At 69.0% G+C, this 19,579-nt stretch carries 17 protein-coding genes; 7 read left to right on the top strand and 10 right to left on the bottom strand.

Annotated features, from left to right (window positions below; all coding sequences use genetic code 11):
• Positions 1 to 17: 17 nt before the first annotated feature.
• Genes meaB through A5789_RS32140 form a run of 3 tightly spaced genes read right to left on the bottom strand, consistent with a single transcriptional unit; the run spans position 18 to position 5,280 of the window.
• Positions 18 to 1,163, bottom strand: coding sequence for a methylmalonyl Co-A mutase-associated GTPase MeaB (meaB, locus tag A5789_RS32150; protein WP_081879361.1), 1,146 nt, complete (start codon positions 1,161 to 1,163; stop codon positions 18 to 20).
• The gene (scpA, locus tag A5789_RS32145) at positions 1,160 to 3,421 is read right to left on the bottom strand and encodes a methylmalonyl-CoA mutase (RefSeq protein ID WP_064904716.1); all 2,262 of its coding nucleotides are present in this window, start codon (positions 3,419 to 3,421) and stop codon (positions 1,160 to 1,162) included. The genes meaB and scpA overlap by 4 nt, the downstream gene beginning before the upstream one ends.
• Positions 3,421 to 5,280, bottom strand: coding sequence for a methylmalonyl-CoA mutase family protein (locus A5789_RS32140; protein WP_082941097.1), 1,860 nt, complete (start codon positions 5,278 to 5,280; stop codon positions 3,421 to 3,423). The genes scpA and A5789_RS32140 overlap by 1 nt, the downstream gene beginning before the upstream one ends.
• 299 nt (positions 5,281 to 5,579) lie before the next feature.
• Here A5789_RS32140 and A5789_RS32135 point away from each other — a divergent pair, with 299 nt between their 5' ends.
• The gene (locus A5789_RS32135; protein WP_064904718.1) at positions 5,580 to 6,236 is read left to right on the top strand and encodes a TVP38/TMEM64 family protein; all 657 of its coding nucleotides are present in this window, start codon (positions 5,580 to 5,582) and stop codon (positions 6,234 to 6,236) included.
• A gap of 12 nt (positions 6,237 to 6,248) precedes the next feature.
• Here A5789_RS32135 and A5789_RS32130 read toward each other — a convergent pair whose 3' ends face one another.
• Positions 6,249 to 6,878 (bottom strand): TetR family transcriptional regulator, encoded by a 630-nt coding sequence (locus A5789_RS32130; protein ID WP_063015060.1) that lies wholly within the window; start codon positions 6,876 to 6,878, stop codon positions 6,249 to 6,251.
• Between the two features lie 121 nt (positions 6,879 to 6,999).
• On the opposite strand from A5789_RS32130, the gene A5789_RS32125 reads away from it, so the two are divergent.
• From A5789_RS32125 to A5789_RS32105, 6 genes are all read left to right on the top strand, one after another.
• Positions 7,000 to 7,434, top strand: coding sequence for a hypothetical protein (locus A5789_RS32125; protein WP_064904720.1), 435 nt, complete (start codon positions 7,000 to 7,002; stop codon positions 7,432 to 7,434).
• Positions 7,435 to 7,567: 133 nt separating this feature from the next.
• A complete protein-coding gene (locus A5789_RS37080) occupies positions 7,568 to 7,723 on the top strand; it encodes a hypothetical protein (RefSeq protein ID WP_156511364.1) in 156 nt (51 codons plus the stop codon).
• Between the two features lie 118 nt (positions 7,724 to 7,841).
• Positions 7,842 to 8,921: an ABC transporter substrate-binding protein gene (locus A5789_RS32120; protein ID WP_155525620.1), complete on the top strand. Its 1,080-nt coding sequence runs from the start codon at positions 7,842 to 7,844 to the stop codon at positions 8,919 to 8,921.
• A complete protein-coding gene (locus A5789_RS32115) occupies positions 8,918 to 9,751 on the top strand; it encodes an ABC transporter ATP-binding protein (protein ID WP_064904724.1) in 834 nt (277 codons plus the stop codon). Before A5789_RS32120 ends, A5789_RS32115 begins: the two co-directional genes overlap by 4 nt.
• Positions 9,752 to 9,755: 4 nt before the next feature.
• Positions 9,756 to 10,652 carry an ABC transporter permease gene (locus A5789_RS32110; RefSeq protein ID WP_064904726.1) on the top strand — a complete coding sequence of 299 codons (897 nt, stop codon included), beginning with the start codon at positions 9,756 to 9,758 and terminating at the stop codon, positions 10,650 to 10,652.
• A 30-nt stretch (positions 10,653 to 10,682) separates the two neighbouring features.
• A complete protein-coding gene (locus A5789_RS32105) occupies positions 10,683 to 12,026 on the top strand; it encodes an LLM class flavin-dependent oxidoreductase (protein ID WP_064904728.1) in 1,344 nt (447 codons plus the stop codon).
• A gap of 94 nt (positions 12,027 to 12,120) precedes the next feature.
• Here the strand turns inward: A5789_RS32105 and A5789_RS32100 are convergent, their stop codons facing one another.
• From A5789_RS32100 to A5789_RS32075, 6 genes are all read right to left on the bottom strand, one after another.
• Complete coding sequence (locus tag A5789_RS32100) at positions 12,121 to 12,456, bottom strand: transglycosylase family protein (RefSeq protein WP_030514506.1); 336 nt, start codon at positions 12,454 to 12,456, stop codon at positions 12,121 to 12,123.
• Between the two features lie 397 nt (positions 12,457 to 12,853).
• A complete protein-coding gene (locus A5789_RS32095) occupies positions 12,854 to 14,566 on the bottom strand; it encodes a hypothetical protein (protein WP_064904730.1) in 1,713 nt (570 codons plus the stop codon).
• Positions 14,563 to 16,497 (bottom strand): hypothetical protein, encoded by a 1,935-nt coding sequence (locus tag A5789_RS32090; protein ID WP_063015047.1) that lies wholly within the window; start codon positions 16,495 to 16,497, stop codon positions 14,563 to 14,565. The genes A5789_RS32095 and A5789_RS32090 overlap by 4 nt, the downstream gene beginning before the upstream one ends.
• Positions 16,494 to 17,789, bottom strand: a complete 1,296-nt coding sequence (locus A5789_RS32085) for an ABC transporter substrate-binding protein (protein ID WP_063015112.1) — start codon at positions 17,787 to 17,789, stop codon at positions 16,494 to 16,496. The genes A5789_RS32090 and A5789_RS32085 overlap by 4 nt, the downstream gene beginning before the upstream one ends.
• Positions 17,790 to 17,889: 100 nt before the next feature.
• Positions 17,890 to 19,131: an SPFH domain-containing protein gene (locus A5789_RS32080; RefSeq protein ID WP_063015045.1), complete on the bottom strand. Its 1,242-nt coding sequence runs from the start codon at positions 19,129 to 19,131 to the stop codon at positions 17,890 to 17,892.
• Positions 19,131 to 19,562, bottom strand: a complete 432-nt coding sequence (locus tag A5789_RS32075; RefSeq protein WP_030514511.1) for an NfeD family protein — start codon at positions 19,560 to 19,562, stop codon at positions 19,131 to 19,133. Before A5789_RS32075 ends, A5789_RS32080 begins: the two co-directional genes overlap by 1 nt.
• Positions 19,563 to 19,579: the final 17 nt, after the last annotated feature.

The following is a 19,579-nucleotide window of genomic DNA, read 5'->3' as shown; positions in this document are numbered from 1 at the left end:
TCGCCCGGACAGCCCTGCTACTTCTCGTCGAAGGCGCGCAGCAGTTCCTCGGCTGCGAGGGCCGGGGTCAGCGATCCGTCGCGGATCTGCTTTTCCACCTGTGCGCGAATCGCTTTCACGCCGGGACTGTCGGCCAGCCGGCGCAGCAACTGGTCGTGCACCATCGTCCAGGTCCAGTCGACCTGCTGACGGCGGCGCTTCTCGGCGAACTCGCCCGCCTCGGTGAGAACGCGCCGGTGTTCGAGGACCGTATCCCAGAAGGTGTCCAGACCGGTGCCGTTGAGCCCGCTCATGGTGAGAACCGGTGGGCGCCAGAGGGATTCGCGCGGATGGATGAGTCGCATCGCACCCTGCAATTCGCGTGCGGCGGCCCGCGCCTCCACCTCGTGGCGGCCGTCGGCTTTGTTGACCGCGACCAGATCGGCCAGCTCCAGCACACCCTTCTTGATGCCCTGCAACTGATCTCCGGTGCGGGCCAGCGTGAGGAAGCAGAACACGTCGACCATATTCGCGACGGTCACCTCGGACTGGCCGACGCCCACCGTCTCCACCAGGATCACGTCGTAACCGGCGGCCTCGAGCAGCACAATGGTCTCGCGGGTCGCCTTGGCGACACCGCCCAGCGTGCCCGCGGTCGGCGAGGGGCGGATGAACGCGTCACGTTCCACCGACAAACGCGCCATGCGGGTTTTGTCGCCGAGAATCGATCCGCCGGTGCGAGTCGAGGACGGATCCACCGCCAGCACCGCGACCCGATGCCCCTGGCCGATCAGATACATCCCGAGCGCGTCGATGAACGTCGACTTGCCCACGCCCGGAACGCCGGTGATACCGACGCGATTGGACGCGGCGGCGCCGGCTTCGGCCGTCAGCTCGAGCAGCAGCCGCTGGGCCGCCTCGCGGTGATCGGCGCGGGTGGATTCGACCAGCGTGATCGCGCGGGCGAGCGCGGCGCGCTGATTGTCGCGGATCGCACCCGCCAGCTCCGCCACATCGATGGTCCGGCGTTGGCCGCCGCCCGGCGACTGCGGTCCGTCCACGCGCAGCGCCGGAGGCAGGCCGCGGGCGGTGGACAGGGCCTGGCTTCCGGGCAACTCCGCCTTCGTGGGCACCTCAGCCCCGGCGGGCGCATCGCCCGCCGGGGTCCGGTCGGCGTCGCTCATTCCGCCTCGGCTTGTCCGCCGATCTCGTGGCCGAGTTCGGCCGCCAGCTTCTGCAGCAGACCGATCGCGGCATCGGCGATCACGGTGCCCGGCGGGAAGATCGCCGCGGCGCCGGCGGCATACAGCTCGTCGAAGTCACCGGGCGGAATGACGCCGCCGACGATGACCATGATGTCGGGGCGCCCGACATCGGCCAGTGCCTGCCGCAGGGCGGGCACCAGCGTGAGGTGACCGGCCGCCAGCGAGGAGACACCGACGATGTGCACGTCGTTGTCGGCCGCCTGCTGGGCCACCTCTTCCGGAGTCTGGAACAGCGGGCCCACATCGACGTCCATGCCGAGGTCGGCGAAGGCGGTCGCGATCACCTTCTGGCCGCGGTCGTGGCCGTCCTGGCCCATCTTGGCGACGAGGATGCGGGGGCGGCGGCCCTCGGCCTCGGCGAATTCCTCGACCAGCTCGATGGCCCTGCTGATGTTGGTCACCTTGCCGGCCTCCTCTCGGTAGACGCCCGACAGTGTGCGGATCTCGGCCTGATGGCGACCGTACACCTTCTCCAGCGCGTCGGAGATCTCGCCGACCGTGGCCTTGGCGCGGGCCGCGTCGATGGCCAGCGCGAGCAGGTTGTTGGCCATCCCGCCCTCGGAAGACGCTGCGGCCCTTGTCAATTCGGCCAGCGTCCGCTCGACCTCGGCGCTGTCGCGTTCGGCGCGCAGGCGGCGCAGCTTCTCGTTCTGCTCCGCGCGCACGCGCGAGTTCTCGACCTTGAGGACCTCGATCTCCTGGTCCTCGGTCACCTGGTACTTGTTGACGCCGATCACCGGCTGCGCGCCGGTGTCGATGCGCGCCTGGGTGCGGGCCGCGGCCTCCTCGATGCGCAGCTTCGGGATGCCCTCCGAAATCGCCTGCGCCATACCGCCGTGCGCCTCGACCTCGGCGATGTGGGCCCGGGCCCGCTCGGCGAGCTGGTGGGTCAGCCACTCCACGTAGTAGGAGCCGCCCCACGGGTCGATCGGCCGGGTGGTCCCCGACTCCTGCTGCAGCAGCAGCTGGGTGTTGCGGGCGATGCGCGCGGAGAAGTCGGTGGGCAGCGCCAGCGCCTCGTCGAGGGCGTTGGTGTGCAGCGACTGCGTGTGGCCCTGGGTCGCGGCCATCGCCTCGACACAGGTGCGCGCGACGTTGTTGAACACGTCCTGCGCGGTCAGCGACCAGCCCGAGGTCTGCGAGTGGGTGCGCAGCGAGAGCGACTTCTGGCTCTTGGGCTCGAACTTCGACACCAGCTCGCTCCACAGCAGGCGGCCCGCGCGCAGCTTGGCGACCTCCATGAAGAAGTTCATGCCGATGGCCCAGAAGAACGACAGCCGCGGCGCGAACTGATCGATCTCCATGCCCGCGTCCAGGCCTGCGCGAATGTATTCGACACCGTCGGCCAGGGTGTAGGCCAGCTCCAGGTCGGCGGTGGCTCCGGCTTCCTGGATGTGGTAGCCGGAGATGGAGATCGAGTTGAACTTCGGCATCTTCGCCGAGGTGTAGGCGAAGATGTCGGAGATGATCCGCATCGAGGGCTTGGGCGGATAGATGTAGGTGTTGCGGACCATGAACTCCTTCAGAATGTCGTTCTGAATGGTTCCGGCCAGCTGTTCGGGCTTGACGCCCTGTTCCTCGGCGGCGACGACGTAGAGCGCCAGGATCGGCAGCACCGCGCCGTTCATGGTCATCGACACCGACACCTGATCCAGCGGGATCTGGTCGAACAGTTCCCGCATATCCAGGATCGAGTCGATGGCGACGCCGGCCATACCGACGTCACCGGTGACGCGGGGGTGATCGGAGTCGTAGCCGCGGTGGGTCGCCAGGTCGAAGGCGACCGACAGGCCCTTCTGGCCCGCGGCCAGGTTGCGCCGGTAGAAGGCGTTGGAATCGGCGGCGGTGGAGAATCCCGCGTACTGGCGGATGGTCCACGGCTGATTCACGTACATGGTCGGGTACGGGCCGCGCACGAACGGCGCCACACCGGGCACGCTGTCGAGCGGATAGCCTTCGGCCACAACGGCATCGCGGTCGGCCTTGGTGTACACCGGCGCGACGTCGATACCTTCGGGGGTGGCCCAGACCAGTTGTTCGGGCGCGTAGCCGTTGGCGGCCGCCGATTCGGCGACGAACGCCTCGACGTCGCCGCCACCGGTCCGCCCGACCGCCGGTTCACCCAGCGGTACCTCGGCGAAGCTGCCGATCACGTGGTTCACATCTCGAGTAGTCATTACGCTCCCAGCTTCTCCAGCAGGCCGGACAGGGTCGCCACCGCGTCCATGCGGGCCGTGAGGAATCCGTCCGGCCGCTGTGTGCCGCTCACCTCGGCCACCGCCTTCTCGGGCCCGGCCAGCAGGACCGTCGTCACGCCGGCGTCGCGCAGCTGCTGCACGGCGGGCGCGGCCTCGGTGCCGTAGCGGGCGTCGCTGCCGCACAGCACCGCCATGGTCGCTCCGGATTCGGTTGCGGTAGAGCCGATCCCGGACGTCTCCAGCGCTCCCGGGTTCACCGTTTCGATGCCCCCGGAGGCCAGTACGTTCGCGGTGAAGGTCACGCGCACGTTGTGCTCGGCGACCGGGCCCAGCGGTACCAGCAGCGCCCGGGGCCGGCGGCCGTGGGCGGCCAGGTAGGCGTCCGAACGGTTGCGCAGCGCCTCGAAGGCCGCGCCGTAGCGGGCCACCCCGTTCGTGTCGCGCGCGGCCTCCGACAGCGGCTCCTCGGCGAGGTTCGGGAATTCGTTGACGCCGGTGACCGCGGTGCGGCGGTGGGCGATATCGGATTCGCGGCGGGTCCGGGTGTCGGCGATGCGCTCGGCCAGCAGGCCGGACTCCAGCGCGGCGCGGTATCCGCCGGCGCGCTCGAGCTCCTGCATGAACGCCCACGCCGCACCGGCCACCTCCGCGGTGAGGCTTTCCACGTGCCAGGAACCCGCGCCCGGGTCCTGCACATGTCCGAGATGCGACTCCTCGAGCAGCAGCAGCTGCGTGTTGCGTGCCATGCGTTCCGAGAATGCTTGCGACACACCGAGTTCCCCGGCCGGGAGGGCCGCGTCGAAGGGCAGCACGGTGACCAGGTCCGCGCCGCCCACACCGGCGCCGAAAGCGGCCAGGGTGGTGCGCAGCATGTTGACCCACGGATCACGCTGGCTCAGCATCGCTTCCGAGGTGACGGCGTGCTGCGGCGCGTTGCCGAAGTCCGGCGCGCCGGCCTCGTGCGCCACCCGGGCCCACAGCCGGCGGGCGGCGCGGAATTTCGCGATCGTCTCGAACTGATCGTCGGTCGCCGCCAGCTGGAAACTCACCTGGTCCAGCGCATCGGCGACATCGAGGCCGGCGTCGGTGAGTGCGCGCAGGTAGTCGAGGCCCGCGGCCACGGCCGCGCCGATCTCCTGAGCATCGGACGCACCCGCGTTGTGGAAGACGGTGCCGGACACCGTGATCGCCCGGACGGTCTCGGTGCGGCCGGCGGCGGTGCGCGCCAGCTCGACCGCGGCGTCGAGGTCGGTGTCGGCCACTCCGGCGAAGCGGCTGGTCAGCGGCGCCGCGCCGAGGAAGACGTGGATATCGGAGCGGTCGGCCACCTCGTAGCCGTCCAGCAGGGTCAGCACCTGCGCGGCGGCGGCGGGGGTGTCCGCGCCCGCCCACAGGCTCAGGGGAGCCAGTTCGAACAGCAGTCCGCGCAGCGTGTCCGCCAGCCCGGCCACCGGGACGCCGTTCTCGCCGACCCCGAGCCATACGGAGCTGACGCCGTTCTCCAGAGCGGCGAGGATCTCCTCGTTGACGGCGGCCGGATCCGCTCCGGCGAAGCGGGCGCTGACATGCCAGCCCCGATGCACGTCGCGGGTGGCCTCGTTGCCGCGCACGAACGGGAACCGTCCGGGCAGAGGCTGTTCGGGCAGTTCGTCGCGACGGGTGTACAGCGGCGCGACGGTCACTCCGTCGTAATTGGTGACCTCGAGCAGGCGCTCCGGCTCGTCACCGAGTTCGGATGCCTCGACCTTGCGGGACTTGGCCAGCACTCCGGCCACACCCTTGCGCCATGCGGCGTATCCGGGCACGGTGTCCGCACCCGGATCTGAACCAATCGGCATCGCTGCTGTACCTCTTCCACTCGACTCCGATACTTCACTCGTACCGGATACCTACGCTGGGACCCAACTCTTCGCAGCGCCTTCGCAACCGCCTGTGTGACCCATTCACAGTGCGACGGGCGTGCGAAATCGGCAGGTCGACGACCAGTTCGGTTAACGATCATTCATCAACCTTCATTCGATGCTAGCCCGGTGTTCGCATACTCTTCGCACAGCCTGGCCATACCGACCGGTAACCTGTCGCGGTGCCGAGGACGACGAATGTGGCCTTGCGACTACTGCGCAATCGACGGGTCGTGATGCTGGCCATCCTCGCGGCCGCGCTGGTCGCGGTCGCCGTACTGGCACCGCATCCGGCCCCACAGCAGATCCGGGAGTGGGCCGATTCGGTCGGCCCGATGTTTCCGCTGCTGTTCTTCCTCGTCCATGCGCTCGTGACGGTGGCGCCGTTTCCGCGCACCGTCTTCACGCTCAGCGCCGGCCTGTTGTTCGGGCCGATTCTCGGCATCACCCTCGCGGTCGCCGCGACGACGGCCAGCGCGGTGCTGGCGCTGCTGCTCGTGCGAGCCCTGGATCGGGAGCAGGTCGCCGCGCGGTTGACTCATCCCGCGGTACAGGCGGTGGATCGGCGACTGGCCCGGCGCGGCTGGCTCGCCGTCGGCTCGCTGCGGCTGATCGCACCGGTGCCGTTCTCGGTGATCAACTACTGCGCCGGACTGTCCTCGGTGCGGATGATGCCGTACCTGCTGGCCACCTTCGTGGGCATCATCCCCGGCACCATCGGCGTCGTCGTCCTCGGAGACGCGTTGACCGGGCGGACGAACCCGGGTCTGCTGGTGCTGTCGGGCGTCTGCATCACCATCGGCGTGATCGGCCTGGTAGTCGACGCACGGTGGGGCGCGGACCAATTCGCGGCGCTGGCCACCGAGGCGGCCGAGGAACCGGCACCGCGCTGAGGCCGCGCGGCCTCAGCGGGTCCGCAGCTCCAAACTCGCCGGCACCGCCGCGAAGGCCTCCCGCACTCTCTCCGTCAGCGCGGCGCGGCCGCCCCGGCCGTCGGCCCGGACCCATTCCCGTCCGGCCACACTCCACGCCGAGGTCACCAGTTCGGCCAGGACCTGCAGTCGCAGATCGTCCGCGGGCAGTCCCAGGCGATCGGCGAGGATCGTGACCGCGTCCGCCTCCACCCCATGGCGGTGGTACTCGACGTAGGCGAGCAGTGCCGGGGTGGTGCGGATGAGCCGGCGAGTGGCGACATACCGGTGATCCCATTCCGGCTCCAGATCGGCGACGGCCGCGGTCAGCGTCTCCCGTATCGCGTCCAGCACGACTCCGGTCAGCGGTCGATCCGTCAGCGCCGCGAGATATGCGGACCACAATTGCGCCTCCGCCTCGATCGCGACCGCTTCCTTGGCCGGATAGGTGCGAAAGAAGGTGCTGCGAGATACCTCGGCCTCGTCGACGAGTTCGTCGAGTGTCGTCGCGTCGAATCCGCGCTCGGTGAACAGCCGCAGGGCGGTGTCGGCCAGTACGCGCCGAGTACGCAGTCGTTTGCGCTCTCGCAGCGGGAGTGTGCGGTCGGATGCGGGATCGGGCATGCCGAGATGCTATCCGAACCGATCCCGAGGCACGTAAGAAACTGGAGCACGAACGACACTTGCACTCGTATGGAACTGAGTGTCAGAATCGTGGCCACAGTCCGGCAGTCAGGAGTTCGTCATGTCCCCCGCCATCACGCTCGATCCGTCGATCATCGGCCAGGCCGAAAAGCACCACAACGCGCTTTTGCACCGCGTCCTCGCCGGTACCGGCATCGACGAGGCGCAGTGGATCACGCTCAGCCAGGCCGCCGCCGCCGGCGGCACCGTCGATCGGGAGCGGCATATCGCCACTCTCGCCGCGAAGACGACCTGGGCACCCACCGTCGTCGCGACAGCCGCGACGCGGCTCACCGACCGTGGTCTGCTGCTCGCGGCGCCGGGCGGTGAACTCGTGGTCACCGAGGCGGGCGGCCGCCTCGTCGCGGACCTCCGCTCCCGCACGAGCGCCGTCCTCGGCCGCGTCTACGGTGTGGTTCCGGCGGCCGACCTCGCGATCGCGGGGCGGGTCCTCGCCGCGATCACCGCGGGTTTGTCCCGCGAACTGAAAGACTGATCGTCGTCACGCCCGCCGGAATTCCCGGCGGGCGGCGAAGCGGGATGATCGGCTCGCGCTGCGCACAATCATTGCCCCACGTCCCTTGTCGGACCACAGTGCCTATATCACTTTGGGTCCGGCAGGAGGATGGATGGCCGCCACCGATGAATCGCGTTCGGGCGCACGCGTTGTCGAGCAGGCGAATGCGGCGCCGACAGCCGGACCCGGCGGACGGGCACGCGGCGTGCTGACGCGACGGCGCACGGTCGATCTCATGCGCGTCCCGCACGGGATCTGTCGCGCCTGAACCCGGGCGCCATCGTCGTCGCCGAAAGCCGTTGCCAGGCAATTCGTTTCGCCGATCTACCGGTCACCGCACCCGGATGTGCGCGGGACCGCAGACGCATTCAGTGAAAGAACCGATCATGTTGTCGTTCAGACGACCCCGGGTCGTGCGCGTGTTCGCCGCCGCCCTCGCCCTGCCCGTGCTGGCCGCGCTCGCCGCCGGCTGCCCGAGTTCCGGCGCCGGAACCACCGCCGACGGTAGGACCATCCTCCGCTACCAGGGTCAGGCCGGCACGGTCACGCCCTACGAACTGGCCGCCGACCTCGGCTACTTCTCCACCATCGAGCTGAAGTGGGAGGGCGACACCACCAGCGGTCCGGCCAATATCCAGGCCGCCACCACCAAGCAGATCGAATTCGGCAGCGCGTTCAACGGCGCGGTCGTCAAGCTCATCGCCGGCGGCGCACCGGTGACCTCGGTGCTCAGCTCCTACGGCGCCGACCGGCAGAGTTTCACCGGCTACTACGTCCGTGACGATTCGGGCATCAAGACGGCCAAGGACCTGATCGGGAAGAAGGTCGGCGTCAACACCCTCGGCGCCCACCACGAATTCATCACCCGGCAATGGCTGCACGATCAAGGGCTCACCGACGACGAGATCAGACAGGTGCAGCTCGTGGTGCTGCCGCCGGTCAATACCGAGGACGCGCTGCGCAAGGGCCAGATCGACGCGGCGGCACTGGGCGGCCCGCTGCAGGACATCGCGCTGGCTCACGGCGGCATCCACGCGCTCTACACCGACAAGGGCCTGTTCGGCGAATTCGATTACGGCACATACGTCTTCCGCAACGACTACATCGCCGGCCATCGGGACGCGGTGGCCGACTTCGTCCAGGGCACGGCCCGCGCGACGCGCTGGCTGCAGATCACGCCACATGATCAGGCGGTGGCGCGACTGGCCGACATCATCCACAAGCGCGGCCGCAACGAGAACACCACACTGCTCGACTCCTACAAATCGTCCGGCATCCCGCCGCCCGGCGCGGTGATTCAGGAGCGAGAGCTGCAGATCTGGATCGACTGGCTGGTCCGCAACGGTGAACTGCCCGCCGGGAAATTCGCGGCCAAAGATCTGTACACGAACAAGTTCAATCCCTACGCCAACGGCAAGTACCCGGCCGACAGCGGGCCGGCCGGAGAGGTGGTGGCCGCCAAATGAGCGACACGGCAATCAAACTCGCGCTCGACGGGGTGCGCAAGGAATTTCCCGCGCGAGGCGCCGGAACACCCTTCACCGCGCTGGAGAACATCACCGTGGAGGTGCGCGACGGTGAATTCCTCGTCCTGGTCGGACCCAGCGGTTCGGGTAAGTCGACCCTGCTGGATCTGCTGGGCGGGCTGACCCGGCCGACCCACGGGCAGATCCTGCTCGACGGGCGGCCGGTCACCGGCCCCGGTCTCGATCGGGGCATCGTCTTCCAGCAGTACGCGCTGCTGCCGTGGCGCACCGCGCGCGGCAATATCGAATTCGGCTTGGAGGCCAAGCGCATCCGCCGGCGTGAGCGACGCCGGATCGCCGGCGAATATCTGGAGCTGGTCGGCCTCACCGGCTTCGGCGACCGGTACCCGCACGAGTTGTCCGGCGGCATGAAACAGCGCGTGGCCATCGCGCGCAGCCTCGCCTTCGATCCCGAGGTGCTGCTGATGGACGAGCCGTTCGCCGCGCTCGACGCCCAGACCCGCGAATCGCTGCAGGACGAACTGCTGCGCATCTGGCGCACCACCGGCAAGACCATCCTGTTCATCACCCACGACATCAACGAAGCCGTGTATCTGGGTCAGCGCGTGGCCGTGCTCACCTCACGGCCGGGACGGGTCAAGGCGGTGGTCGATATCGATCTCGACCGCGAAACCGCCCCGGAGGCCGACATCCGCTCCAGCGAGCACTTCAGCGAAGTCCGGCACCGGATCTGGTCGCTGCTGCACGACGAGGTGGCCCGCGCACAGGGGCTCGAGCAGGCCGACCTCGCGGCCACCGACAGGAGGTAACACCATGTCCACCACACTGCCCGCCACCGCCGAACCCGTGCTGGTGTCGAAGAAGTCCTCTGTCTCGGCCGGGAGTGCAGCCGAGACTCCCGCTCGCTCCACCGCCGGCACGGGACGGCAGCTGGCCACCCTGGCCGGTCGCTGGGGCTGGCGGCTGTTCAAGCCCGTCCTGGTCATCGGCCTGTTCCTGGCCTTCTGGGAACTCGCACCCCGATTCGGCCTGGTCGATCAGATCTTCCTGCCGCCGTTTTCCACCGTCATGCAGCGCGGCGACGAGCTGGTCCGCAACGGCCAGCTCTGGGACAACACCTCCGCCAGTCTGGGCCGTTCGCTGGTCGGCTTCGCGATAGCGGTGGCGTGCGCCGTTCCGGTCGGCGTCGCCATCGCGTGGTACAAGCCGGTGGCCGACTTCGTGAACCCGCTGCTCGAACTGTTCCGCAACACCGCGGCGCTGGCGCTGCTGCCGGTGTTCATCCTGATCCTCGGCATCGGCGAGACCTCCAAGGTCGCGATCGTGGTCTACGCGGGCTTCTTCCCGATCTTGCTGAACACCATCAGCGGCGTGCGATCGGTGGATCCGTTGCTGATCAAATCGGCTGTGTCCCTCGGCTTCTCACCGCTGCGGCTGTTCCAGAAGGTGATCCTGCCCGCCGCCGTGCCGACCGTTTTCACCGGCATCCGGATGGCGGCCTCGGCCTCCATCCTGGTCCTCATCGCCACCGAGATGTCCGGTGCGCGAGCGGGACTCGGCTACCTCATCACCGCCGCCCAGCAGAATTTCCAGATTCCCGACATGTATGTCGGGATCGTCGCCATCGCGATCGTCGGCCTGGTCTACAACGCCGTACTCGTCGCGATCGAACGCCGCCTCACGCGCTGGCGCCCGCAATCCGATCGTTGAAGCACTACACCGAAGGGACGACGACGCTCGATGTCGCCATCACCGAAAACCTTTCATCTCAACGCCTTTCTGATGGGCGTCGGTCATCACGAAGCCGCCTGGCGCCATCCGCGCACCGAGGAACGGCGCGTGCTGGACGTGAAGCATTTCCAGGAATTGGGCCGCATCGCCGAGCGCGGTAAACTGGATTCCGTCTTCTTCGCCGACGGCTTGGCGGTGGGCCCGCGCATTCAGCGCAATACGCTCGCGGTGTTCGAACCGGTGACACTGCTGTCGGCCATCGCCGCCGCCACCGAACATATCGGTCTGATCGCGACGGCCTCGACGACCTATAACGAACCGTTCAATCTGGCCCGTAAATTCGCCTCGCTCGACCACATCAGCGGCGGGCGGGCCGGATGGAACATCGTCACTTCCGGCACGGTCGACGAGGCCTACAATTTCGGCTATGACGCCATTCCCGACCATGCCCGCCGATATGAGCGCGCCACCGAATTCGTCGATGTCGCATTGCAGCTGTGGGACAGCTGGGAATCCTCGGCCATCGTGCTCGACCCCGAGGCCGGAGTGTTCGCCGACCCGGACAAGGTCCACACCATCGACTACGACAGCGACCGGTTCCGGGTGCGCGGTCCGTTGAACTCCCCGCGCGGTCCGCAGGGCCGGCCACTGCTCGTGCAGGCCGGATCTTCCGAGAGCGGAAAGGAATTCGCCGCCCGCTACGCCGAGGCGGTGTTCACCGCGCAGCGCAGTCTCGAGGACGGGCAACGTTTCTACCGCGATCTGAAATCACGGCTGCCGAAGTACGGCCGTGGCGCCGACGAGCTGAAGGTGCTCCCCGGTCTCGTGCCCTACATCGCCGATACGCCCGCCGAGGCGCTCGCGCTGGAGCAGGAGTTCACCGATCTGATCTCCCCCGACTACGCGTTGCGGCAGCTGTCCACGCAGCTGGGCATCGATCTGACCGGCCATCCCCTCGACGCGCCGCTGCCGCCGCTGCCGGTGGAGAGCGAGATCGAAGGGAACAAGTCCCGGTTCACGCTGGTGAAGGAGTTGGCCACACAGGAGCCGCTGACGGTGCGGCAGCTGATCGGCAAACTCGGCGGCGGGCGCGGACATCGCAGCTTCGCCGGCACCCCGGAGCAGATCGCCGACGAACTGCAGACCTGGTTCGAGGCCGGCGCGGCGGACGGATTCAACATCATGCCGCCGTATCTGCCGGGCGGACTCACCGATTTCGTCGACCGGGTAGTGCCCATCCTGCAGGAACGCGGCCTGTTCCGCACCGAGTACACCGCCGATACCTTGCGCGGGCACTACGGCCTCGCGCCGGTGGAGAGCCGTTTCGCGACGGGAGCCGCGATCAGCGCCTGACCGGCGGATACAACGCGACAGGCCCCTTCCGGGTAGATCCGGGAGGGGCCTGTCTGCACGCTTGTGTATGCGGACGAACCGCGGGCGGCGAACCTTAGAGGTTGGCGCCGCAAACCGGCCAGGCGCCGGGGCCCTGGCTGGCGAGCACGTTCTCCGCGACGCGGATCTGCTCGGCGCGGCTGGCGTTGGCCGGGTTGCCACTGCCGCCGTTGGCGTTCCAGGTGCTCTGGGTGAACTGCAGGCCGCCGTAGAAACCGTTTCCGGTGTCGGCGCCCCAGTTGCCGCTGGCCTCGCACTGCGCCACCGCATCCCAGTCGTGGCCGCCGTCGGCAGACGCGGTAGCGGTCAGGCCGAAGGGGACGGCGACGATGGCGCCGGCGACGGCGGCGAAGCCGAGTGCGCGAGTGCTGAACTTACGGTTACGAGACATGTGGTTTTCCCTGCCTGCGCCCAGCCGGCCCGATGGTGACGATTACGGGTCCCTGCCCCCAGGTATGTCGGGGTCGAACTCGAACCGCGGGACAGGGTTGCCGGTGTTCAGCGATTCGAGCGTCAGCCCGGAATTCCGAGCTGCAAACGACGGTAACGGAGAAATCTCGAAACATCACGTTGCGATAACAACCGAACTGTCTCAACCCGACATGGAGGATATTCACGTTTACGCAGCGCATAGTGCGATAAACGCGCATTACATTACTGTAGTTATATAACCGTTATGTGGTCGAGATCACTGAGATATAGTGACCCCAGTCGCATGACGATGCCCGAAATCGGCGGTTTCGCGGTCTCGAATCGCGGGCGGACGCCTATCCGGGCCGGTCGCAGCGCTAATGCTCGGACACGGTGACGGGCCACCGGTCCACCGTCTCCAGCGGCGCGACCTGCGCGTTCTCCAGCGCGTGCGCGACACGCCGACGGTAGCGGGCGGCGAGGGCGGGCGCGCGGCCGGTACCGCCCGGACGGCATCGCGCGGCGTAGGCCAGCCAGCCGGAGGCCTGGCGCAGGACCTCTCCGGTGCTCAGCGGCCCCGCGAGCAGCAGACCACCGTATTCGGGTGTCACCGCGACGGCGCTGCCCAGATGCTGCAGACACCGGCAGATTCCCAGTTCGTGACCGAGATCGCGATAGCGGGTCAGCGCCAGCAGCCACCAGCGCATCGCGCGCCGGGGCTCGCCGCGCATCCACCACAGCAGGCCCAACGTTTCGAAGGTGTGTGCCCGCCCGGACGGATGGCGACCGCCGCGGGTCAGGGTTTCGGCCAGCTCGAGCCGGTCACGCGCGGCGTCCAGGCGTCCTTCGTACAGATGTGCGATGGCCAGGTCGTTCAAGGCACAGACCTCCGCGGCGATATCGCGCCGTGGCAGCAGCCACCAGGCGCGCTCGAATCCGGCCACGATCTCGGGCAGCGGGTACTCCCCGCCCGGTAAGCGATCGAAATCCCGCAGCGCCTCGGCGTGCGCGCGGCGAGCGTGCAGGCCCGTGCTCCGGCGCGGGCGGCTGCGCCGCCGGAGCGGACGCGGCCATCGTCGGCGTGTCGCGGTGTCGGGCAGCAGCCCGCAGCGGATCGAGGCCAGTTCGTGAATCTGCGGATGCGCCGTTTCGCTCAGCGCCACCATCGCCCGCGCCGCGGGACCGTCGGAAGGCTTCCCGATCCGGGCGTACCAGAGGTCGAGTGCGTCGGCGATGCGGGCCAGGGCGGGGATGTCGAGCTCGATGCCGTGGTCGCATTTGTCGCATTCGCGCACCAGCTCGGCCAGTCGGTCCGCCGATCCCGTGAACCACCGATGCGCGCCGGCACCGAGCCGGTCCGAATCCAGGGCGACCGCCCAGCGCGTCGCCCGATCGGAGTAGTGCCGGATCAGCGCCGGCCACGCGGCGCGCCACTGCGGTGTGCGGCGGATCACAGCGAGGTCCGGCGAGTTCGGGGACGTGTCCACGGCGAATCGGTCGTGTCCGTGGTGGACGATCACGCCGTGGGCGGCGAGCCGGATCAGAACCTCGCCGGTGGAACGCCGCAGGACCGCCTGCTCCCCCGGCAGGACCGTCGCGCTGTCGAGCATCGCGGTAACCGTGTCGTAGAGCGCAGCGGCCTCGTAGTCGGTGAAGGGCAATGCCCGCAGGACGTCGGCGACGGCCGTATCGGCCTCATCCAGCGGCCGCGCCCCAACCGGTGCGGAGGCCGGCAGCGCCGCGACGGTCCGCTCGACCACCGGTGGCGGCTGGACCAGGTCCGCGGTGAGATCCAGTTCCCGGCGGATGCGCGCACCCTCGCGCATATCCATCGTCTTGCGCCACAGCACGTACAGCGCGGCGGCCGCCACCACCGCGACCGCCACCCACCGCAACACCCCGGCCAGCGAGTTCAGCACCCGGCTCTGCCCGACCGAACCTTCCAGCAGTTTCGCCACCACCTCGAGCAGCAGCGACGACGACATCACCCAGGCCGCACCCAGGAAGCCCTGCCAGATCGAGGATTTCGGGGTGGCGATGAGCTGCGACGCGATGTCGTGCTCGGGCCGGTGCGAGTGGCCGCCACTCATCGCACGATCCCGCCCGTCAATCCCGGAACCAGGAAGCGACGCCAGGTCACCAGCAACAGCAGCACCGGCGGGATCGTCGACAGCAGGGCACCGGCCGCTAGATGGGCGGCGTTCTCCTGGAACTGCCGGGCGTCGCCCCACAGCAGCAGCGACCACGGACTGACGTCGGCGCCGCTGACCATGAGTCCGATGAAGAAGTCGTTCCACACCTGAATCAGTTCGAGCACCGCGACCGCGCCGACGGCGGGCCAGGCGGTGGACACCACACGGCCCAGGACGGCCCACGGTTTCGCGAGACCGTGCAGGGCGTCGGCGGCCGGGCCGTCCGAGGGCGCGAGCAGCGCGCCGCGCAGAATCAGGATCGCGATGGGCAGGCCGATCGCGGCATGCACCACGATCAGCGAGGAGAACGACGTCCCGGTCAACCCCATCCGCTCGATGACACGCCGGATCGGCCCGACGTAGAGCTGCGCGGGAAGGACAGTGAACACCACCAGTACCACCACCGCGATTCGCGAACGCAGCGCATCGGCGGGCAGCGCGGCGAGTTGATGGGCGACCGGGAAGGCCGCACCGATGACCAGGACCGTCGCCCACACCGCGACCCAGCCGGTATTGGCCATGGCGTGCAACAACTCTCGGTGCTGCCAGACCGAACCGTTCCCGGCGAAGGCGGGCCCGTCGGCGCCCACCCAGCCGAACACCGCCAACGCCAGCAGCGGACCCAGCGAGAGCAGCGAGACCGCCACGACTCGCAGGACGCCGCGCGCAGTGCGCCTGGTACGGACCGGATCGACGGCCGGGCGGCGCATCCAGCCGACGCGGTGGCGTCGCACGTCGGTCTGCAGGATCCACGCCGCCGAACCGATCAGCACCGCCAGCGGCAGTGAATAGGCCGCGGCCACACCGGGATCGGCATCGGGATCCGAGACCAGTCGCCACCAGTGCACGGTCGCCGAGTCCAGCGAATACTGCAGCGATCCCGGCACCGCGACCAGGATGATGTCGAAAATCCGGGCGGCCGCGACGGCGACGACGAGGCCCAGGATCAGCAACACCGGCCGCATCAGTTCGAACAGCCGGGCCCGGGTTCGCGCCACGCCGCGCGCATCCTCGAGATAGCCACGCCGCACGGGATCGGCTTCGATGGCGGCGATCGCGGCGCGGAACAGCGCGAACAGCGCCCCCAGCCAGCACCAGACGAAGGCCACGATCAGCGTGGTCATCAACCAGATGCGCTGCCCGGTCACGCCCGGGACCGGCATCCGGTAGTCCGGGTTCTCGGCCAGCAGGCGCAGGGCCAGTCCGGCGACGAACGCGGACACGCCGAAGGGCAGGATCAGCGGCTGCCAGGGCCACCAGCCGCGGCGGCCATGCCAGGCCAGTTCGAGGGCGAGGACCAGAACTGCCACCGCGCACAGGACCCAGACCAGGGTCCGGGCGTAGGCGCCGCGCCCACCGGGCCCGAGCTCGACGCCGATTCCGCGGATCGTGACCGCGAGCGCGATCACCAGGACGGGCCACCACAGAGACCGCCGGCGTACCCGCGCGACGATACTCGCGCCTTCGGGTGCCTGGCGGCGGAAAACCGTCGGCCACAATCGGTTTCGCAGCAAACTCCAGCGGCCCCGCACGGCCGCGGCCACCACCGCGCGCACCGCGTCGTCCCCGCGCCACAGCATCGTGCTGGCCGCGACCAGGACCACCAGCAGCGCACACCAGCCGACCATCTCCCACTGGGCGCGGGCCGCGGTCCAGACCGTGGTGGCGGCTGGTCCCACCAGCAGCAGCAGGATCAGCAGCAGTGCGGGCAGCTGCGCCGGCCACATCGACCACCGCCGGGGGTGGCGGCCCGGGATCACCGGACCGGCGATCCGCGTGAGCGCCGGCTCCAGATCCAGCCCGTGAGCGTGGATGTGCCCGGCCGTCATCGCGCTCTCCGTTCGAACTCGTCGAGTGCGCGCACGGCGTGGTCGACCGCTTCGTCCAGTCGCTCGGCGTGGCCGTCGCCGACGGTGATGAGCAAATCGGTCAGTACCCGCCACAGGCCGTCGCGGCGTCCGGCGGCGCCGATGAGGTCGGCGAAATCGAAGGCGGTCCACGAATGCAGCTCGCCCGCAACAGGTTCCAGCATCAGCGGGTGATCCGGGACCGTGCGCGGGCTGGGCGCCAGGAAGCCGCCGTAGTCGCCGATCCAGGCCGAGACGGCGGCCGGTGCGGTCAGGGCGCCGAGCACCGGTATCGCATCGTGGGCGCCGGCCGCGGTCGCGACGATCACGTCGCCGCCGCCGATGGCCGGGCGCGGACCGCCGGGCGCCACCGCCGGAAAGGGCATCACGCCCACGGCATCGGCGGGCCGGTTCGCCCGGCGCAGGCAGCTGCGCACGATGGGTTCCGCGAAATCGGGCGCCACCACCATCGCCGCGGTGCGCCGTTCGAACACCTCGCGCACCGATTCCGGAAATTGCCGGGTCAGGGTCGCGGCGATACCGCCCGGAAAGGTGTCGCGCGGTGCCCACAGCGTGCCCAGTCGGTACAGGGTCGCCCGCACCGCGTCGCGATCCCATTCCCGCGGGCGGTCCGGTTCGCCGGCGGAGGCCAAATCCTGGTAGTCCCAGGCGGATTCGCCGTAGAGGATGTTGCCGAACAGGTCGGCCAGCACCCAGCCGTCGGCACCGCCCAGTGCCAGAGGACGGCGGGTGGTCGCCGCGGCGATGCGTTGCGGCCACTGGGAGACGGTCCAATCACGCGGGTCGTCGCGCGGGCGGTCGCCGCCGAAGGCGTAGCGGTCGTACCACACCAGCGATTTGTCGGCAGCCTTGAACGGAATGCCGTAGAGCGCATCGTCTTTCCACAGCAGCGAGCGCCACTGTTCCGGATAGCGCGGGCCCGCCGCGTCGTGCCACAACGTGGGCGGCAGCGCCCGCAGCACCCCGCCCGCCAGCTCGCCGATCCGGCCGACCTCGGGCAACATCACCAGATCGGGTGCGGAGCGGCCGCGCGCCTGCAGGGCCGTATCGATGTCGTCGCCGAGCGGCAGCACCGCGACCGTGGCACCCAGCCCCGCGTCCTCCAGTACCCGGCGGAACGCGGCCAGCTCGGATCCGCTCCAGGGCACCGCGATACGCACCGAAGCGGGGTGGCCGAACAGCACTCCGGGTGCGCACGCGGTCAGCATCGGCGCCAACGCCGCGGCATGCAGCACCGCCCGCCGTGTCGCCATCGCCACCCCCGAGTCCGCGTGCCGTGCACCGAAATTCGAATGCCGGTCCGCATGATATGCGGACCGGCATTCGGATCATCGCTGAAATACGGTTACCCCGTTAACGTCCCGGATATTCCGGCGGCTGCCACGGGCGCCCGCCGGCATCGCCGGGGCGCGGCGCCGGTTGCTGTTGCGCCGGCGGCGACGGCGGAATGGGCGCGCTCTGCGGCGGCAGATGCCGGGGCTGATTGGGCGCGACCAGCGGCGAATCGACCGGTGTGGCCGCCGCGGCCTCGGCGGCGCGCACCGCTCGCTCGGCGGCCGGGTCGGTTTTGATGTCGAACCAGTCGGCGACTTCGTCGGCGTCGTCGTCGGGCGCGTTCGCGGCGCCGTCCTCACTGGGCTCGTAACGGAAGACGCCGTCCTCGCCCTGGGTGCCGAAGTTGCGAGCGAACCCTTCCAGTGCCTTGCCGAAGTCGCTGGGCACCATCCAGACCTTGTTGGCATCGCCCTTCGCCACCAGCGGCAGTGTCTGCATGTACTGGTAGGCGAGCAGTTCCGGGGTCGGTTTGCCGGATTTGATGGCGGCGAAGACCTTTTCGATCGCCTTGGCCTGGCCCTGCGCCTGCAGGTAGGCGGCCGCACGTTCACCCTGGGCGCGCAGGATCCGGCTCTGCCGCTCACCTTCGGCGGACAGGATGGCCGACTGCTTGGAACCTTCGGCCGCGAGGATCTGCGACTGCTTGGCACCCTCGGCCGTTTTGATCTGCGCCTCGCGATTACCTTCCGCGGTGAGGATCATCGCGCGCTTCTCACGGTCGGCCTTCATCTGCTTCTCCATCGATTCCTGGATCGACGGCGGCGGATCGATGGCCTTCAATTCCACTCGCGCCACCCGCAGGCCCCAGCGGCCGGTCGCCTCGTCGAGGACGCCGCGCAACTGCGAGTTGATCTGGTCGCGCGAGGTCAGCGTCTCCTCCAGGGTCATACCGCCGACCACGTTGCGCAGGGTGGTGATGGTCAGCTGCTCCACCGCGGCGATGTAGTTGCTGATCTCGTAGACCGCGGCCTGCGGGCTGGTGACCTGGAAATACACCACCGAGTCGATCTGCACGGTGAGGTTGTCCTGGGTGATCACCGGCTGCGGCGGAAACGAGACGACCCGTTCGCGCAGGTCGACCTTGGCGCGGATCCGGTCGGCGAACGGGACCAGGAATGTCAGCTGGCCCGATACGGTGCGCGAATATCTGCCCAGCCGCTCGATCACCGCGGCCTCGGCCTGCGGTACCAGCGCGATCGACTTGAAGACCACCACCGCGACCAGCACCACGATGACGATCGCGACGATCAGTACAGCCATTACGGCCCCTTCCAGACGACGGCGTGCGCGCCGTCGATCTTCATGACGTAGACGGTCTCACCCTCGGCATATTCATCGGCCGGGTCGAACGGGCGTGCACTCCACACCTCGCCACCGATCTTCACCTGACCGCTGTTCTCGTTCACCGGCTCCAGCACCTTCGCCGTCTTTCCCGGCAACGCATCGACATTCGTCGGTGTGGGCGGTGGAGTCGCGAAGCGACGCAACAACATCGGGCGGACGACGAACAGCAGCCCGATGGCGGAGATGGCGAACACCACGGCGTCGATCACCACCGACGTCTGCGCGATCCCGGCAACCCCCGCGGTGATCAACGCCGCCCCGCCCAACATGAGCAGCGTGAAGTCACCGGTGAGCATCTCGGCTGCGGCGAGCAGAATTCCCGCGACCAGCCATACGATTGCGGCCACGAGTCAACCGTACCGTG

The sequence above is a fragment of the Nocardia sp. 852002-51101_SCH5132738 genome (assembly GCF_001665695.1).
In the GTDB taxonomy this organism is placed as follows: Bacteria; Actinomycetota; Actinomycetes; order Mycobacteriales; family Mycobacteriaceae; genus Nocardia; species Nocardia nova.
This window is presented reverse-complemented; position numbering and strand designations above follow the sequence as displayed.

What these genes read in the sequence shown, in the direction of transcription:
- meaB (WP_081879361.1), bottom strand. Translation starts at nt 1,163, where the DNA reads ATGAGCGACGCCGACCGGACCCCGGCGGGCGATGCGCCCGCCGGGGCT.
- scpA (WP_064904716.1), bottom strand. Translation starts at nt 3,421, where the DNA reads ATGACTACTCGAGATGTGAACCACGTGATCGGCAGCTTCGCCGAGGTA.
- A5789_RS32140 (WP_082941097.1), bottom strand. Translation starts at nt 5,280, where the DNA reads ATGCCGATTGGTTCAGATCCGGGTGCGGACACCGTGCCCGGATACGCC.
- A5789_RS32135 (WP_064904718.1), top strand. Translation starts at nt 5,580, where the DNA reads ATGCTGGCCATCCTCGCGGCCGCGCTGGTCGCGGTCGCCGTACTGGCA.
- A5789_RS32130 (WP_063015060.1), bottom strand. Translation starts at nt 6,878, where the DNA reads ATGCCCGATCCCGCATCCGACCGCACACTCCCGCTGCGAGAGCGCAAA.
- A5789_RS32125 (WP_064904720.1), top strand. Translation starts at nt 7,000, where the DNA reads ATGTCCCCCGCCATCACGCTCGATCCGTCGATCATCGGCCAGGCCGAA.
- A5789_RS37080 (WP_156511364.1), top strand. Translation starts at nt 7,568, where the DNA reads ATGGCCGCCACCGATGAATCGCGTTCGGGCGCACGCGTTGTCGAGCAG.
- A5789_RS32120 (WP_155525620.1), top strand. Translation starts at nt 7,842, where the DNA reads ATGTTGTCGTTCAGACGACCCCGGGTCGTGCGCGTGTTCGCCGCCGCC.
- A5789_RS32115 (WP_064904724.1), top strand. Translation starts at nt 8,918, where the DNA reads ATGAGCGACACGGCAATCAAACTCGCGCTCGACGGGGTGCGCAAGGAA.
- A5789_RS32110 (WP_064904726.1), top strand. Translation starts at nt 9,756, where the DNA reads ATGTCCACCACACTGCCCGCCACCGCCGAACCCGTGCTGGTGTCGAAG.
- A5789_RS32105 (WP_064904728.1), top strand. Translation starts at nt 10,683, where the DNA reads ATGTCGCCATCACCGAAAACCTTTCATCTCAACGCCTTTCTGATGGGC.
- A5789_RS32100 (WP_030514506.1), bottom strand. Translation starts at nt 12,456, where the DNA reads ATGTCTCGTAACCGTAAGTTCAGCACTCGCGCACTCGGCTTCGCCGCC.
- A5789_RS32095 (WP_064904730.1), bottom strand. Translation starts at nt 14,566, where the DNA reads ATGAGTGGCGGCCACTCGCACCGGCCCGAGCACGACATCGCGTCGCAG.
- A5789_RS32090 (WP_063015047.1), bottom strand. Translation starts at nt 16,497, where the DNA reads ATGACGGCCGGGCACATCCACGCTCACGGGCTGGATCTGGAGCCGGCG.
- A5789_RS32085 (WP_063015112.1), bottom strand. Translation starts at nt 17,789, where the DNA reads ATGGCGACACGGCGGGCGGTGCTGCATGCCGCGGCGTTGGCGCCGATG.
- A5789_RS32080 (WP_063015045.1), bottom strand. Translation starts at nt 19,131, where the DNA reads ATGGCTGTACTGATCGTCGCGATCGTCATCGTGGTGCTGGTCGCGGTG.